11 protein-coding genes and 2 pseudogenes are annotated in these 14,037 nt (G+C 68.1%); 7 read left to right on the top strand and 6 right to left on the bottom strand.

Annotated elements, in window-relative coordinates; translation table 11 throughout:
- Positions 1–89 precede the first annotated feature (89 nt).
- From OHA17_RS41320 to OHA17_RS41310, 3 genes are all read left to right on the top strand, one after another.
- Positions 90–563 (top strand): hypothetical protein, encoded by a 474-nt coding sequence (locus OHA17_RS41320; RefSeq protein WP_331721486.1) that lies wholly within the window; start codon positions 90–92, stop codon positions 561–563.
- 381 nt (positions 564–944) lie between these two features.
- A complete protein-coding gene (locus tag OHA17_RS41315) occupies positions 945–2,600 on the top strand; it encodes a hypothetical protein (RefSeq protein WP_406510987.1) in 1,656 nt (551 codons plus the stop codon).
- Positions 2,601–2,746: 146 nt separating this feature from the next.
- Positions 2,747–3,091 (top strand): hypothetical protein, encoded by a 345-nt coding sequence (locus tag OHA17_RS41310; RefSeq protein ID WP_331721484.1) that lies wholly within the window; start codon positions 2,747–2,749, stop codon positions 3,089–3,091.
- Positions 3,092–3,161: 70 nt separating this feature from the next.
- Here OHA17_RS41310 and OHA17_RS41305 read toward each other — a convergent pair.
- Both OHA17_RS41305 and OHA17_RS41300 read right to left on the bottom strand, forming a co-directional pair.
- A pseudogene (locus OHA17_RS41305) lies at positions 3,162–4,400 on the bottom strand (IS256 family transposase).
- Between the two features lie 360 nt (positions 4,401–4,760).
- A complete protein-coding gene (locus OHA17_RS41300) occupies positions 4,761–5,084 on the bottom strand; it encodes a hypothetical protein (RefSeq protein WP_331721482.1) in 324 nt (107 codons plus the stop codon).
- A gap of 666 nt (positions 5,085–5,750) precedes the next feature.
- Between OHA17_RS41300 and OHA17_RS41295 the strand changes: the two genes are divergently transcribed.
- Positions 5,751–6,212: a hypothetical protein gene (locus tag OHA17_RS41295; RefSeq protein WP_331721480.1), complete on the top strand. Its 462-nt coding sequence runs from the start codon at positions 5,751–5,753 to the stop codon at positions 6,210–6,212.
- A 207-nt stretch (positions 6,213–6,419) separates the two neighbouring features.
- Here OHA17_RS41295 and OHA17_RS41290 read toward each other — a convergent pair whose 3' ends face one another.
- Both OHA17_RS41290 and OHA17_RS41285 read right to left on the bottom strand, forming a co-directional pair.
- Positions 6,420–7,127, bottom strand: a complete 708-nt coding sequence (locus OHA17_RS41290; protein WP_331721479.1) for a hypothetical protein — start codon at positions 7,125–7,127, stop codon at positions 6,420–6,422.
- 17 nt (positions 7,128–7,144) lie between these two features.
- Complete coding sequence (locus tag OHA17_RS41285; protein WP_331721478.1) at positions 7,145–7,858, bottom strand: methyltransferase domain-containing protein; 714 nt, start codon at positions 7,856–7,858, stop codon at positions 7,145–7,147.
- Between the two features lie 370 nt (positions 7,859–8,228).
- Here OHA17_RS41285 and OHA17_RS41280 point away from each other — a divergent pair, with 370 nt between their 5' ends.
- Positions 8,229–8,666, top strand: coding sequence for a hypothetical protein (locus OHA17_RS41280; RefSeq protein ID WP_331721477.1), 438 nt, complete (start codon positions 8,229–8,231; stop codon positions 8,664–8,666).
- Between the two features lie 154 nt (positions 8,667–8,820).
- Here OHA17_RS41280 and OHA17_RS41275 read toward each other — a convergent pair whose 3' ends face one another.
- Positions 8,821–9,402, bottom strand: coding sequence for a TetR family transcriptional regulator (locus OHA17_RS41275; protein WP_331721476.1), 582 nt, complete (start codon positions 9,400–9,402; stop codon positions 8,821–8,823).
- Between the two features lie 124 nt (positions 9,403–9,526).
- Here OHA17_RS41275 and OHA17_RS41270 point away from each other — a divergent pair, with 124 nt between their 5' ends.
- Positions 9,527–9,757, top strand: coding sequence for a hypothetical protein (locus OHA17_RS41270; protein ID WP_331721475.1), 231 nt, complete (start codon positions 9,527–9,529; stop codon positions 9,755–9,757).
- 197 nt (positions 9,758–9,954) lie between these two features.
- Positions 9,955–11,107 (top strand): annotated as a pseudogene (locus tag OHA17_RS41265) (MalY/PatB family protein).
- Here the strand turns inward: OHA17_RS41265 and OHA17_RS41260 are convergent.
- A complete protein-coding gene (locus tag OHA17_RS41260) occupies positions 11,104–13,833 on the bottom strand; it encodes a discoidin domain-containing protein (RefSeq protein WP_331721474.1) in 2,730 nt (909 codons plus the stop codon). The pseudogene OHA17_RS41265 and the gene OHA17_RS41260 overlap by 4 nt on opposite strands.
- Positions 13,834–14,037 lie beyond the last annotated feature (204 nt).

Below are 14,037 nucleotides of genomic sequence, written 5' to 3'. Positions count from 1 at the left end.
CGCGGATCCTCTAGTGACAGGAGGAACTCTGCGGGACTTCGGGTAACGTAGTCACCACGATCCACCCTTGTATTCCAGGAGTGATGACCATGTCGGTGACGCACGACCAGCTCAGCGCCAGTGCGGTCGCAACCGCCGCCGGTCTGAGCGAATCCTGGGCCTGGAAGGCGCGCGACCAAGGCATCCTGCACGAGCCCCACTTCGAGGACGCAGTCGTCGCCCTGCGCGTCTACGCGTTCGTCTCCCAGATCGTGTGGCCTGGCAACCGCCGCCCCCGCAGCGCCCGCCAGGACCTTGAACTGTGGCAGTCCAGCGCAGTTGAAGCGGCCCGCCAGGCAGTGGACGACCCTCTCACCACCCGCGAGACCGCACTGTGGGTACTTGAGGACTCCGTCTACCTGGTCACCACACCTGCCGAACGTGCCGCTTTCGACCTCAAGCACCTCGACGGACGCGCCGCGTTCCGCATCCCCATCGGTCTGTGGATCTGCGAGCTTCCCGACGCCATAAACGCACTGCCTCCCCGTCGACGGAGAAACCCACACGCCAAGGCGTCCGCCTGAGCATCAGGCCCGCCCTCGACGGGCATCCGGCGAGCTCTCCCAGCGCCCGCCGACCTCGCTCGACCAACCAGCCCGCAACGCCCGTGAGGTGACCCTCACCCTCTTCTCCTAATTCCATCCCGCCCCGCGTTCGACAGCTCTCGCTGCCGAGCGGCGATGGCGTATTGCCTTCTTCCTTCTTGCCAGGAGCACATCATCGCTACCAGCACGAGGGCTGGTTCAGTGTTGCCTCAACCCGGTCCGGCCTCGCCCCATCCCCCCGCACCTGCCCGCCCCCGTGCCGGGGAGGGCACCGCCCGCCACGGCACGGAACTGACCCTCCCCGCGCCCTCCCAAGCAGCCAAGCCCGAGCGGCGTCAGCGCGTACGGGTGCCGTGGACCTTGGTCGAGTCCGCCTTCTACGCCGACATCGCTCTGTCCGTCTACATGAAGGTCAAGGCCCTCGGACAACGGCCGGAGGGTTGCACCGCCGGAGCCGCCACACTGGCCTCCTACCTAGGCATGTCGACCTCATCCGTCGAGCGGGGTCTCGCCCAGCTGCGCAGCCCCCGCCCCGACGGGCGGACCGAACTCGCCGAGAACACCCGCCGCTCGCTGCCCGGCGGCACCGGCACCACCGCCCGCCGCCGCGTCCGCTCCATGACGCCCACCGAACGTTTCGTCTGGCTGCCCATCGCGGCTTGCGAGGACCTCACGCCACGTCAGCTCCGCACGTACGCAGTGCTGGTGTTCACCCAGGCCCAGCGGATTCCGCTGGCGCTCAGCGAACTCGCCGGGTTCCTGCGTCATCACTCGGGAAAGCGGGCCGGACAGCCGATCACTGCGACCGCCGCCGCATCCGTCGTGGACGAGCTGGAGGCCTCGGGCTGGGTCACCGTGCAGCGACGGGCTGGCAGGCAGGGCCGCAACCACTACCTTGCCCACGACATCCCCCGCTCGACTTCCTCCCACACGAGCGGACAGGCCCTCTCCTCCGCAACAGGCCCCCCGGACCACTCCCTTCCCGCCGAGGCCGAAACACAACAGTTTCCTGCTGTTGGTGAAGGATCGGGTTCCCCGGTTCATGCCGGATCGCTCGTGACTAAGGAAGACCACAAGATTGCCCGACCTGAGTACGAGCCCCGTCTTTTCTCACCCGCCGTAGGCGAGACTCAGGTAGTGAAGGCCGCTGGGGCTGTGGAAAACCTTGGTTCGCTGCGGGCCAGGAACCTGCCGGAAGGTCTCGCGCTACGCGCGGATGACAACAGCTCCCCCTCCTCATCCCGGTACCCGAAGACAAACAGGAGAGGGGGAGGGGAACGGCCCTACAACGGGCCCCAGCTCACTCTCAGTCCGCAGATCTACGCCGTGCTCGAACCCGTGCACTGGCTGCTGCAGCGGGTCGACAGCCCGTACGTGGTGCGCCGCATCGCCCAGGAGGTGGGTCGTCAACTCCGCGAGGGGATGGAGCCCGAGCGCCTGCGCCACCGGCTCACCGTCCGCTTCGCCCGTGTCTTCCCCTCCGACATTCGTGACCCCGGCCGCTGGATCCTCGGTGTCGCGCTGCCCCGCTGGGGATGCGGGCACTTGGACTGTGAGACCGGAGTGATGTGGTCCAACGGCTCTGCATGTGCCGTGTGCGAGGAAGTCGTCGCCGACATCCACGCGGTTCGGCGGCGACGCCAAGGCCACTTCGACCCTCTCGGCGGGCACCCTAGCTCCGCCGACGAAGCTCCCGCCCGCCCCGACGTAGACGGACCGGCCGTGACGAGCTCGCGCGGCGCAATGCCGCAAGGACCGTCCCGGGACAACTGCCATGAGTGCGGGTGCCGCATCTTGCTGACCGGCAAGGCTCTCCTCCACCGACTGTGCAAACCATGCCGTGAAGAACAGATGCAGGTGCATGAAGAAGCGGGTGACATGACCTCCGAGCCGCGGCACACCGTCCTATGCACAGCCTGGGACGGTGTGCCGTGCAGCCGCAACGCTCTGCCCACGCGGACTGTGTGCGCGCGCCACAGAGCACTCGAAGTGGCCAACGAGAGACAAGTCTGCTGACGCGGGCTGCCGGTCAGGTCACGTCCACGGACGTGGTGTACGGCTGGGTATGTGAGGGCCTCCGGAGGCGGCCACCCACACGGCTCAGCTTGTCGCTCGTCGTCCGGTGGCAGCCGTGCTGCCGAGGATGAGCGTCGGCAGGTGCTATGAGAGGCTGCGATGTGCCCTACCACCTGCGGTTCTTCTTCGAGTACGGCGTCGACCACACCCCGTTGTGGCCCGGGCCGCCCGCTGCCCCCGACGTCGACAGCCCCTATGGCTCGCCGTGTGAGCTGGAACGTCTGCCGATCAGTCCTGCCATCCGAGCTGAGCTGGAGAGACTGTGCGCGTGGTACCAGTCCTCACTCGACTGGGACTATCCGCCGGATCCGTCTCCGTGGCCCGCGGAACAGTGGGAGCTGTTCGGGCAGCAGGCGGACGCCGTGCTGGAGACCCTGCGCCATGAACTGGGTGACGGCTGGGTGGTCATGGACCTGCGCAAGCCGTCCTGACAGGGCCGCGTTCACGAACGTGATGTTCGGCTTCATCGGCGACGGCGCTGGTGGCGGCCGCTTGCTCGGCTCAGTGGTCCAGAGCGGGTGATGAGCCCCCGTGGTCGGGGGTGTCGGGCTCGGCCGGGAGGTCGTCGGTGCAGGCGGCGAGGATGTCCGGGCCGATGTAGCGGCGTTGTTCGGTCCACTCGTCGGTCTGCTCGGCCAGCACCGCGGTGATCAGACGGAGGACGGCGTCGCGGTCGGGGAAGATACCGACGACGTCGGTGCGCCGGCGGATCTCCTTGTTCAGCCGCTCCTGGGGATTATTGGACCAGATCTGCTTCCAGACTTGCTGGGGGAAGGCGGTGAAGGCGAGCAAGTCCTCGCGGGCGGCCTCGAGATGGGCCGCGGCTTGAGGAAACGCTGGGACAGCGACGTGATGACGTGGTCCATCTGCCGGTTGATCGCCTCGGCGTCGGGCTGCTCGAACACCGTCCGCAGCAGGGTCATCACGCCGCTGACCGCGCTCTTTGGCACCTGCGAGGCCAAGTTGCGGGCGTAATGCGTTCGACACCGCTGCCACTGCGAGCCGGGCAGCGTGGCGCCGATCGCGTCGATGAGGCCGGGGTGGGCATCGGAGATCACCAGCTTCACGCCGGACAGGCCGCGGGCGATCAGGGACCGGAAGAAGGCGAGCCAGCCGGCGCCGGTCTCGCTGGTCACCGCGTCCAGACCGATCACCTCTCGCCGGCCCTCGGCCGTGACGCCGACGGCGATGAGGCAGGCGATGTTGACGACCCGGCCATCCTCACGGACCTTCATCGTCAGCGCGTCGGCCCACACGAACACATAGGGTCCGGCGTCCAGCGGACGGTCGCGCCAGGCGTCCAGCTGGGCGTCCAAGTGCTTGACCAGGGCGGATACTTGGGACTTGGACAGCTGGGCGACGCCGAGGTCCTTCGCGATGCCTTCGACCCGGCGAGTGGAGACGCCGCGGACGTAACAGGTGGCGATCACGGACATCAGGGCCTGCGCAGAACGGCGGCGCCGCTCCAGGAGCCACTCGGGGAAGTAGCTGCCCTCCCGCAGCCGCGGCACGGCGAGTTCGACGGTGCCGGCCCGGGTGTCCCACGGGCGGGGGCGGTAGCCGTTGCGCCGGTTGACGCGCTCGTCACTGACCTCGCGGTACGCGGCGTTGCACTGGGGCATCCGCGCTCATCAGCGCGTTCGCGAAGGTCGCGAGCATCTGCCGGACGAGATCGGGACTCGCCGAGGCGAGATAGTCCTCGAGTGGTTCAGGGAAGGACACACTATGCGGAGCGGTCATCGGGACCTCCAGGAACGGACTTTGATCGGTACGTCCGGAGGCTCATCCGATGGCCGCTCCCTTATGCCCCGCACCACCCGGGCGCCCGCTCAAACCACCCTGGTCAGCGACGACTTCAACAACCCGCCGAACACCACGTCCGTGGACGTGACCGGAAGCGCCGATTGCGTCGGCTTCACGCGACGACTGCACCGTTGAGCGAGGCCCAGGGTGAATGCCTCCCGTTCTCGTGAATACCGCCTATTCGCGCGAGCGTGCGACTCCCAATGTCGTGTCAAAACGACGTCGCTAGTCGGTTCTGTCACAGATCTTGGGGAGCCCTCGCGGAGGGTGACGGCGTCGTTCGATTAGGGGACCGCATCAGGTGGGGCTGGCGAGGTTCCTGGATACGAGCACGGCAAGCTGGTGCAACCGCTGGCAGTACTGAGCTCCTGCAGGGTCGTTGATCTCAGGGATGACGCGGTCCAAGTCCTCGATGCAGCTCTGCAGGATGCGGCCGTTCTCCGCATCGAGTGTGCCGCCGTTGTCCAGCCATGCAGAAACGCAGCCAGCGGCGTACAGGTCGAGCAACCACACGTCAGTACCCCCGAACTCGGCACGCCGTAGGCTGTCAGGGAAAGGTGCTTGGCGGTGTTCCTGCCAAAGACGATCTGCGGTCTGCACCTGCTCAGTTGATTCGCTCACTTGAGCCATTTTGCAGTAGCCGTTGCGTAGGTCCGAGCGCCCTGTGGGGTTTTGGACGGCCGGCCCTCTGATCGCGACGTCCGTGACACACCGGCACCGTCGCCGGGGGCTACTGAAGCAGGATCATCTTGCGGAGTAGTTCGAATCCGGCGCGCCTGTAGAGCTGCCTTTTGATCTTCTTGATGCGGTTCACGGCGCCCTCGACGCTCCCGGAGTTCCATTCCAGGGTGAGTCCGGCGGTCACGGCGTCGAGGTCGCGGAGCAGGTGGAGTGCGAAGTTGGTGAGGCCGGGCAGTTGGTCGGCGTCGACGGCATCAATCCAGGCCGGGCCGGCGCACGCCGCCGCCTACATGATCAATGAGGACGTGGCGTGCGGGCGCTACCTCCGGCTCTTTACCGCCCGAGAGTCCCGCCTGGATGCCCTGCTGCCCCCGACGCCGACACCGAGGGCTACGGGCGGCAGATCACCGCCGCCTTGCTGCTGACCCTGGATGCCGCCCAGTAGCGTGCCCCGGTGGGCCTGGCCACCGCCCGCCCTTCGTTTGGCCGCTCACCTGGACCCGGCCGGACACCCGCAAACGCTGTGGGCCGACGCCGCGGTCACCACCTACCTGACCGCGGACCGCCCGCCGCCCCACCGGACACCCCCAGCCCGATACCGTCACCGTGGAGCAGGCCCGGGCCGTACTGCGGCTCCTGCACCGCTACGGGCTCATCACCTGCGACTCCCGCGACGGCCCCCGAGCGGTGCGCCTGCACGCGCTGACCGCCCGCGCCGCCCGCGAAACCACCCCCGCCCCGGCAATCCCCGCCACCGCTCGGGCGGCCGCAGACGCCCTAGCGGCGATCTGGCCGACAACCGACCACACCGACCGCGACCTGTGTGCCGTGCTCCGGGCCAACACCGACACTCTGGCCGGTCATGCCGGAGATCTCTTGTGGCAGCCGGATGGCCATCCGGTCCTGTATCGGGCCGGGAAAAGTCTGCTGAACGCCGACCTGTACGCCGCCGCCCACTGGCACCAACTCGTCGCCGATGCCGAGCGGCTGCTGGGCGATGACCACCCCGACACCCTGGCGATGGCGGACGTGCTGCGCCAATGGAAGCGCGTGCGGAAGGACCCGTAGTCCCAGCCTCAGACACCGGTCGCGAAGATCTGTCTGTGATGCTCTGGCCCGTAGTGGCCACGGCGACTTGTAGCAGGTGGAGATGCCTGTGGATCAGCTCCCACGCTTCATCCGACAGGTCACTGGGGTACGGCTAGCGTCCGTCCACACCCACAGCCCACCGCGTACCCGGCCAACGGTGAAGCCCTCGAACGGGACAACCCACCTTCAAGCACTACCAGGGCCACTGAACCTCGCAGAACGCCCACTCACGGAGTTGCGGTGCTGGAGGTGCTCCATCAGGCCGCACAGCGCCAGTACGCCCAGTACTGCGACGACGTGTTCCTTGCCTGCCAGATTGCACTTGATGAACAGCACTTCGACGACCATGGCCGCCACCACGAGCCCGCAGGTGAGCCGCGCACGGTAGCGCCAGCACACGAAGACCGCCAGGCCCACCACGGCTGCCGACGGCCCGGAGTCGTTGAGGTACGCGGCCGACGTCGGCAGGCCGAGGGGGCCGTCCGGCCCGAGCCGGACGCCAAGGTGTGCATACATCGTTCCGGCGAGCGTGGCCGCGTACGCAATCGCCAGGGTCCGCGGGCCACCCAGACAGATTTCGCAGATCCCGAAGACGACCAGGATCTGCGCGAGCGCCCCCCACACCGGGAGGTCCAATGCGGGCACGAAGAGGGACAGGAGGGTGCGCAGTAGGGTCAGCCACAGGGGATCGTGTGCATGTACCGACCCGAGTTCCTGGACGAGTCCGTAACCCCAGGACTGGTTCTGCGCGATCTGCAGCAGCAGCGTCAGGCACACCGATGCGATCGTGATCGGAATCGCACGGAGCCCTCGCTCGCCCAGCCCGTTGCGTACGGTGCGAAGCAGCGGGCCCCACTCCGTGCGCACGGCTCGGCGCAGGACCGGCCTGTGCATCTCTTGGCTCTGCGGCATTACGAGGAGCCAGCGGTCTTGGCGCTGAGCAGCGACTCAAGCTCCTGTCGACCCGCGGACACCGGGCCGGGCGAACGCCGCAGCTGTGCATAGTACGCGAAGGGCGGACCGGTGCGCCGGCTGACGCGCAGGCCAGCTGCGCTTGCGTGGCCGATGAGGTGGGCCGGACGGATCTGATGACGGTCGAAGAACTCTCCGACGATCAGTCGGCCACCGGGCTTGAGAACCCTGCGCAGTTCACTCAGCGTCCGGGCCGGATCCGGGATCTCGCCGAGCGCGGTTACCAGATAGGCGCCATCGAACGTCGCGTCGATGAAAGGGAGTTGGTGAGCATCGGCCAGGCTGGGCACGATGTTGGTGATGTTCCTGTCCGCGGCCCGGCGCATCACGTGGTCGAGCATCGGCTGCTGGATGTCGACGATGTCCAGCCGACCCTGGGCCTCCAGCTGCGGCGCTACGTGGAGGGACTGCAGCCCGGTGCCGGGGCCGATCTCAAGGATCCGCTCCCCTGGACGGGCCTCCAGTATGTCGTCCAGACGGCGCAGGGTCAGGAATGGCAGCGGAAGGTCGAGCAGCCAGTGCTGGGAGTACGGGTAGGGAGCGGAGTCGGACATCCACCACGCGCCGATCGCGGCACCGATGGTGGCTCCTGCCGCGACTCGCCTGAGGGTCCGGCTGTGCCTGATCGAGGCCGGGATCGAGATGCTGGACATGATTCTCCTTCGACAGCATGCGTGCATAGCTGGGCAGGTCCGGAACACACCACGTACTGGTGTGGCGGGGCATGGGTCTGTCACCCATTGCGTTCCGGGGCGGTGAGCAAGGAAGGCCCACGGTCGGCTCGCCTCCTGCCAACACCACAGTGCCGGGGGAGCCCGGCGCGATCCTCAACCCAGGCATCCGAATCCACGGTGGTGCTAGAGCCACCACGGCCCCGGCTGCCGAAGCCGCAGGGGGATTCCCCGAGTTGAGGGGTGAACCCAGTGCCACCCCGGAGTCGGGTACTGGGGTTGGAGACTGGGGCCCTCGCTCCGGTCAGGCTCGGTTGTGTACCTCAAAAGCGGGCCAAGGAGAGTCGACGCCGTGAACACTGTGCTGAACCAAGAGCTTCTTCCCTCATCCGGCGACGACGACAGGGCCCAACTCCGGGGCACCCCATGGTCGGTGCGGCTCAGCCGGGCAACCCTGGGACGTGCGGCCCTGGAGATCTACGACGGCGAACGCGTCGTGGACGTCGTCGTCCCGACCGCTCTGATCTCAGCCACCCTGCTCGGCGTGCTGTCGGGCATGCAGGCCGACGGCGATCCCGTCACCCTGGCCTGGGGCGTCTTCGAGGCCGGCCAGGACGCTCCGCCGGACGTCACCTTCCAGCGCGGGCGACGGTGGGGGAACACGTCAAGCAAGGGTGCGGAGGTCTTGATCGGCAGGCAGTTCTGGCTCAGCGTCGCGGAAGGCCGCTTCGCCACCGCGACCGCCACACGCTCCAACGGCGACATCGAGCGGCGCACCGTACTGCGCTGACACCTCGGTCCCCGGTCCCGCACCAGAACCACCTACGCCCCTCCCACACGGCTGTGCGTCGGCAGCCCTCCCGGCCCGCGGACCCTCACCGGACTTCCACGAAGAAGAGGACAAGGCTCGCGAAGTGTCCATGGCGCTCCGGTGGTCAGTGTGGTCAGGAACTCAATTGGCGTACCACCGAGACCAGGGTCTCGCGCTGGGCATCGGGGCCCTTCTCTGTGGCTGCGGACATGAGTATGCGGGCGAGCTGGGGGAGGGTGAACCAAGAGGCGGAGAGCGCGATCACGGCGTGCATGAGCTCCGCCGGGCCGACGGCGTCGCCCAGGGATCCGTTCTTCTGGGCCTGGGCGACGGCGGCGATCTTCTCGGCGTAGTGGTCGGTACGCTCGCCCTCGGCGGCGATCCGGTCCTCGTACAGCAGGCCCTCCCAAGCCAGCAGGCGTACGAAGTGCGGGTGGGCGCGGTGGTAGTCGAAGACGCGGCCCGCATAGTCGCCCAGGTCTGCGGCCTGTTCGCTGGTCATCGGAACGGCTGCGGCGATCTTCTTCAGCTCGGATTCCAGGACGGCGGCGAACAGTTTGTCCTTGCTGCCGAAGTACTGGTAGATGCGCTCCTTGTTGATGCCGGCGCGCTGTGCGATGCGGGCGACGCGGGCGCCCTCGGGGCCGTGTTCGGCGAATTCCTCGACGGCGGCGTCAAGCAGGAGCTGTTTGGTTCGCGCGGTGTCCCAGGCCATGGGGCGACCCTATCCCATCTCCAACCATTGGGTTGGACATTGGTGGAGGTGTGTGTGAAACTCCAACCCATCGGTTGGAGATTCAGGCTCCAGCGCGTCCCACCTCGCCTGCCAGGAGATACGCATGTCCGTGAACGTCCCCGCCGCCGCTCCGTCCACGCATCGCCGCGCGCTGATCACGTGGCTGGCGATCTACCCGACGGTCACCGTCGTCCTCGGCCTGATCGGCCCGGCCACGGCCCGTCTGCCGCTGCTGGTCCGTACGTTGATCCTCACGGCGATCGTCGTCCCGGTCGCTGCCTACCTGTTGATCCCGGCCCTGATGAAGGCCAACGCGGTCCTCGCCCGGCGCTGATCTGGCGCTACGACGGCCTCGCCGTGGGCCGGGGGCGCACAGAACCTTGGTGTCGCCGCTTGCGCCGAGATCGAGATGGCGGTCCAATGCTGAAGGTGACTGCTGCTGGTGGACTCGGGACCATAGACGCTGGGGCCGGAGAAGATACGAACCCTCTCGAGGAGCTTTCGCTCAAGCAGCTCCGTCAGCGCAACAGCATGAAGCGGCGCACGTATCCGGCAGATGTCCTGCCCCTGTGGGTGGCTGAGAGCTGAGATGGATGTCCTGCTCACGCCGCCGGTCGCCGAAGCGCTGCGCGAGGCGATCGATACCGGTGACACCGGATACCCCGCCGGAACCGAGTTCGCCGAGTCGCTGGCCGGCTTCGCCTCACGTCGTTGGAAGTGGGAAGGAGCGTCGGTCGATCGCGCCGCCGTGGTCCCGGACGTGATGATGGGCGCGGTCCAGGTACTGCGGCTGATCACTGACCCCGGCGACCCGGTCATCGTCAACTCTCCGGTGTACGCGCCCTTCTACGCCTTCCTCACCCATGACGACCGACGGATCGTGGAGGCGCCGCTCGGGCGAGATCTCCGCATCAACCTGGACTGATGGAGGAGATGTTCCGGCGTACCCGGGAGCGGCAAGGGCAGGATCGCCTTTCTCCTCAGCAATCCGCACAACCCCACCGGCACGGTTCACACCGCCGAGGAGCTCGCCGCCGTGGCGGAGTTGGCTCGGCGGTACGGAATCCGCGTCGTCGCCGACGAAATCCATGCCCCACTCGTCTTGCCGGGCGCCGACTTCAAGCCCTACCTCAGCATGCCCGGGGCCGAGGACGCCTTCTCGCTCATGTCGGCGACCAAGGGCTGGAACCTGAGGCCGCTGCCGATCTGCGCCGGACGCCCGAGGAAGTCCACGACGGCGCCGGGTTCCTGGGCGTCATCGCCCATACTGCGGCCTACCGCCACGGGGACAATTGGCTCGATGCGTTGTTGGCGGGGCTTGACGCGAACCGCTCCCTGCTGGGTCGGTTCATCGACCAACACCTGCCCGGAAGCGGCTACGCCAGGCCGGAGGGAACCTATCTGGCCTGGCTCGACTGCCGTTCCCTCGGCCTCGCCCCGGAAGAATGCTCCACGGACCTCTCGGGTGTGACCGATCTGGCCGGCCCCGCGTGGCTGTTCCTGGAGGACGCCCGGGTGGGTTCTCTCCGCCGGCCACATCTTCGGGACGGGAGGCGCCGGGCACGTCCCTCTGTACTTCGCCACCTCCCAGTCCGTCCTCACCGAGGCGATCACCCGAATGGGACAGGCTGCCGCCCGGCACCCCGCGCTGGTCAAACGAGCCTCGCTGTTGAGCAGCGCCTAGTTCACGGCCAGTTCCGCGATGCCCGGGTGCTGCTTGGCCTCGGTGTCGCCTCGCACTGTCACTCGTACGTACCGGGCGAGTCGCGCAGCACCCGCCACCTCGGGCTGCCAGTGATGCCCGTCGAGGGAGAGTTCGATGCTGTAGGCGGTGGGTTTGGTGCTGTTCCAGGTGGGGGTGACCTTTGTGACGCGGACGGGCCTGGTGAGGTCCGCCGTCAGCTGGCCGCTTGTGCCGTCGGGGACCCAGGCCGTGGCCCCGTTGCCGTCGAGCGCGGCCCCCGCGTACATGCCGGGCTGTTCGGACGAGGCCGTGGCGGTGGTGCAGCGGGCCGCGTTGGTGGTGGGTATGAGGTCGGGGCGGCGGGTCTTGAGGACGGCTGGGGAGCCCTTGCTGACGATCTGCTTGCCCTGGGGAGTGTCGAGCGTCATCGGGGCGCCGTCGGTGAGCCGCACGGTGGTGCTGTGGGCGCCGAGTTCGATGTCGTAGGTGCGTCCCTGCCAGGTCAGGCCGTGCAGGGTGACACCGCGGTCGAGCTGCGGGGGCAGCATCGGGTCGAGGTGGAGGCGGTCCTCGCGCATCCGCATGCCGGTCAGGCCGTTGGTGAAGACCTGCAGGAAGCCGCCCTTGCCGGTCAGGAAGTCGTGGGCGGGCGAGCCCGCCAGCGGGTCCTGGGCGCCCGCCTTGTCGCCGCGGGCCTCCGAGAACTGGTCGAAGGGGCCGCGGACGAACGGTTTGATGGAGCGTTCGAGATAGGTGTACGTGGAGCAGCCCGGCTCGCCGAGTCCGGCGGCGTCGATGGCGTGCACCGAGTCCGTCATGGCCGGGCCGTCCGGGTCGGTGCGCTGCGCGTAGTAGTCCAGGGTGGCGGCGTCGGCGCCCTGGGGCATCGGCCATTCCAGCGGGTACATCAGCAGGACCGTGTCGGCCTGCTTGATGGTGCTGCCGTGGTAGCCGTCGTACTGCTGGAAGACCTTGCTGCGTTCGTCGTATGGGATCCGGATGTGGTCGGCGATCGTCTTCCACTCGGCGGGGGCCTGCAGGCCGAGCAGTTCGGCGGCGCGGATGGCGTGGCGCAGGGCGGTGACGGCGCCGGCGTTGGTGAAGACCGCGTCGTCGACGCCGTTGCTGTATTCGTCGGGCCCGGCCGTGTCCTTGATCGAGTAGCTGCCGTCCGTGTTGCGGCTGACACGTCCTGCCCAGAACTCGGCGATGCCCTGCAGCACCGGCCAGCCGCGCTCGCGCAGCCACTTCGTGTCGTTGGTGGCCAGGTAGTACTGCCAGGTGGCCAGGGAGATGTCGGACTGGAGGTGGATCTGGGTGCGGCAGTGCGGCGGGTCGACGCTGTGGCACTCCTGGGCCAGGTCGCCCGAACTCCCGCTGTTCCAGGGGTAGAAGAGCCCTTGATAGCCGAGCTCGCGCGCATTCTCGCGAGCCCCTGCGAGGGTCCGGTAGCGATAGTCGACCACGGTCTTGGCGAGTTCGGGCCGGGTGGCGAGCAGGCCCGGGTACATCCACGTCTCGGCGTCCCAAAAGACGAGGCCTGCATAGTTGTCGCTGGTCAGGCCCGTCGGAGCAATGCTGTTGGCCGCGCCCTCGCGAGTGTTGGAGAGCAGCCCGTACTGCGCGGACCGCACCCACGACTGCATCTCGGGCTGTCCGGGCACCTCGATGTCGCTGCGCCACAGCCGCGACCAGGCGGCGGTGTGGGAGCGCAGCAGGGCATCCCAGCCACCCTGAGAGGCACGCTGTGAGGCGACGGTGGCATCGCGGCGCGGCGCGCGCGAGGTCAGAGACGTGTCGACGCCGACGTACTTGGTGACGTCGTACGACTGCCCACCCCGGACCGGAAGAGTAAGGGCCTGATGGGCCGTCATGTCCTTTGCTCCTGTGGCCTGTTGGACGTCGGCGCCGTGCGCTCCGCGTCCGGCGCGCAGGGTGGAGGCGACGGCTCCGTCCACGTTCGTGCCGTCCGTACGGAAAGCCACATCCATGGTTGGTGCGGCCCTGTCGCCGCCCTGCCCGCTGGTCCGGTCACCGCCGCCGGTCTGGCTCATGCGGCGCGCGCCGCGCCCGTCCAGCGTGTCGGTCACGGTCGCCTCGCCGCTCCAGTGCGGCGTCATGCTCAGGCGTACGGCGCCCACGTGCGGGTTGACGCGGTCGGCGAGCACCTCGTACACGAGGTCGGTCCGGCGGCCGTCGGTGGCGGTCCAGGTCAGTGACGTACGCACCACGCCGCAGTGAAGGAGGAGCGACTGACGGTAGTGGGAGATCCGGCCGGACGGCGTCGAAGAGTCGAAGGTATCGCCCCGCGTTCCACCGGTGCTGATGGCGAGCGCGGTCCAGGTGGGCAGCGCCGCGACGGCTTGCCGGTCCCCGGCGGTCTGCTTGTTGTGCGCATAGAGCCCGGACACGAACGAGCCGTCGTAGCTCGGGGTGAACAGTGGCCAGCCGGTCTTGGCCGTGCTGTCGGTATATCCGGCACCGTTCGGCGGCACGCGCTGCCCGAGGTAGCCGTTGCCGACGAAGGCATGGTGGGTGTCGGCCGCGTCGATACGGGTGGTGCCAAGCGTCCAGTCGTCGCTGTCGGGGCAGTCGGCGGTCGTGGCGGCGGTGTTCCGCACTGGCTGCGAGGCCGCCGGCGGCACGGAGGCGAGAAGCGCTCCGGCCAGCAGCACCGCGGTCAGCCGGGCGGCACGCGGCCGCACACCTAGGGAGTACGACGTCATGGTTCTCCGTCACTCTGGTTCGCCTGCGAGGGTCCTGGGACCATAAATTTCCTGAACGATTCACGTCAATAGATGCGCAGTCTTAGCCAAGTTCCGAACACAAGAGGTTGGCTGTTGACGTACAGGGCGAGGTGTTTCGGCCAGTGTGGGGAGGTCGGGAGGCTGGGCGTCGGGGCGTGTCCTGTGCGGTGGTGCAGCGAGGCG

Origin of the sequence: Streptomyces sp. NBC_00212 (assembly GCF_045206365.1) — a bacterium.
Classification (GTDB): domain Bacteria; phylum Actinomycetota; class Actinomycetes; order Streptomycetales; family Streptomycetaceae; genus Streptomyces.
The sequence above is the reverse complement of the archived record's forward strand: the minus strand, read 5'-3'. Positions and strand labels throughout refer to the sequence as shown.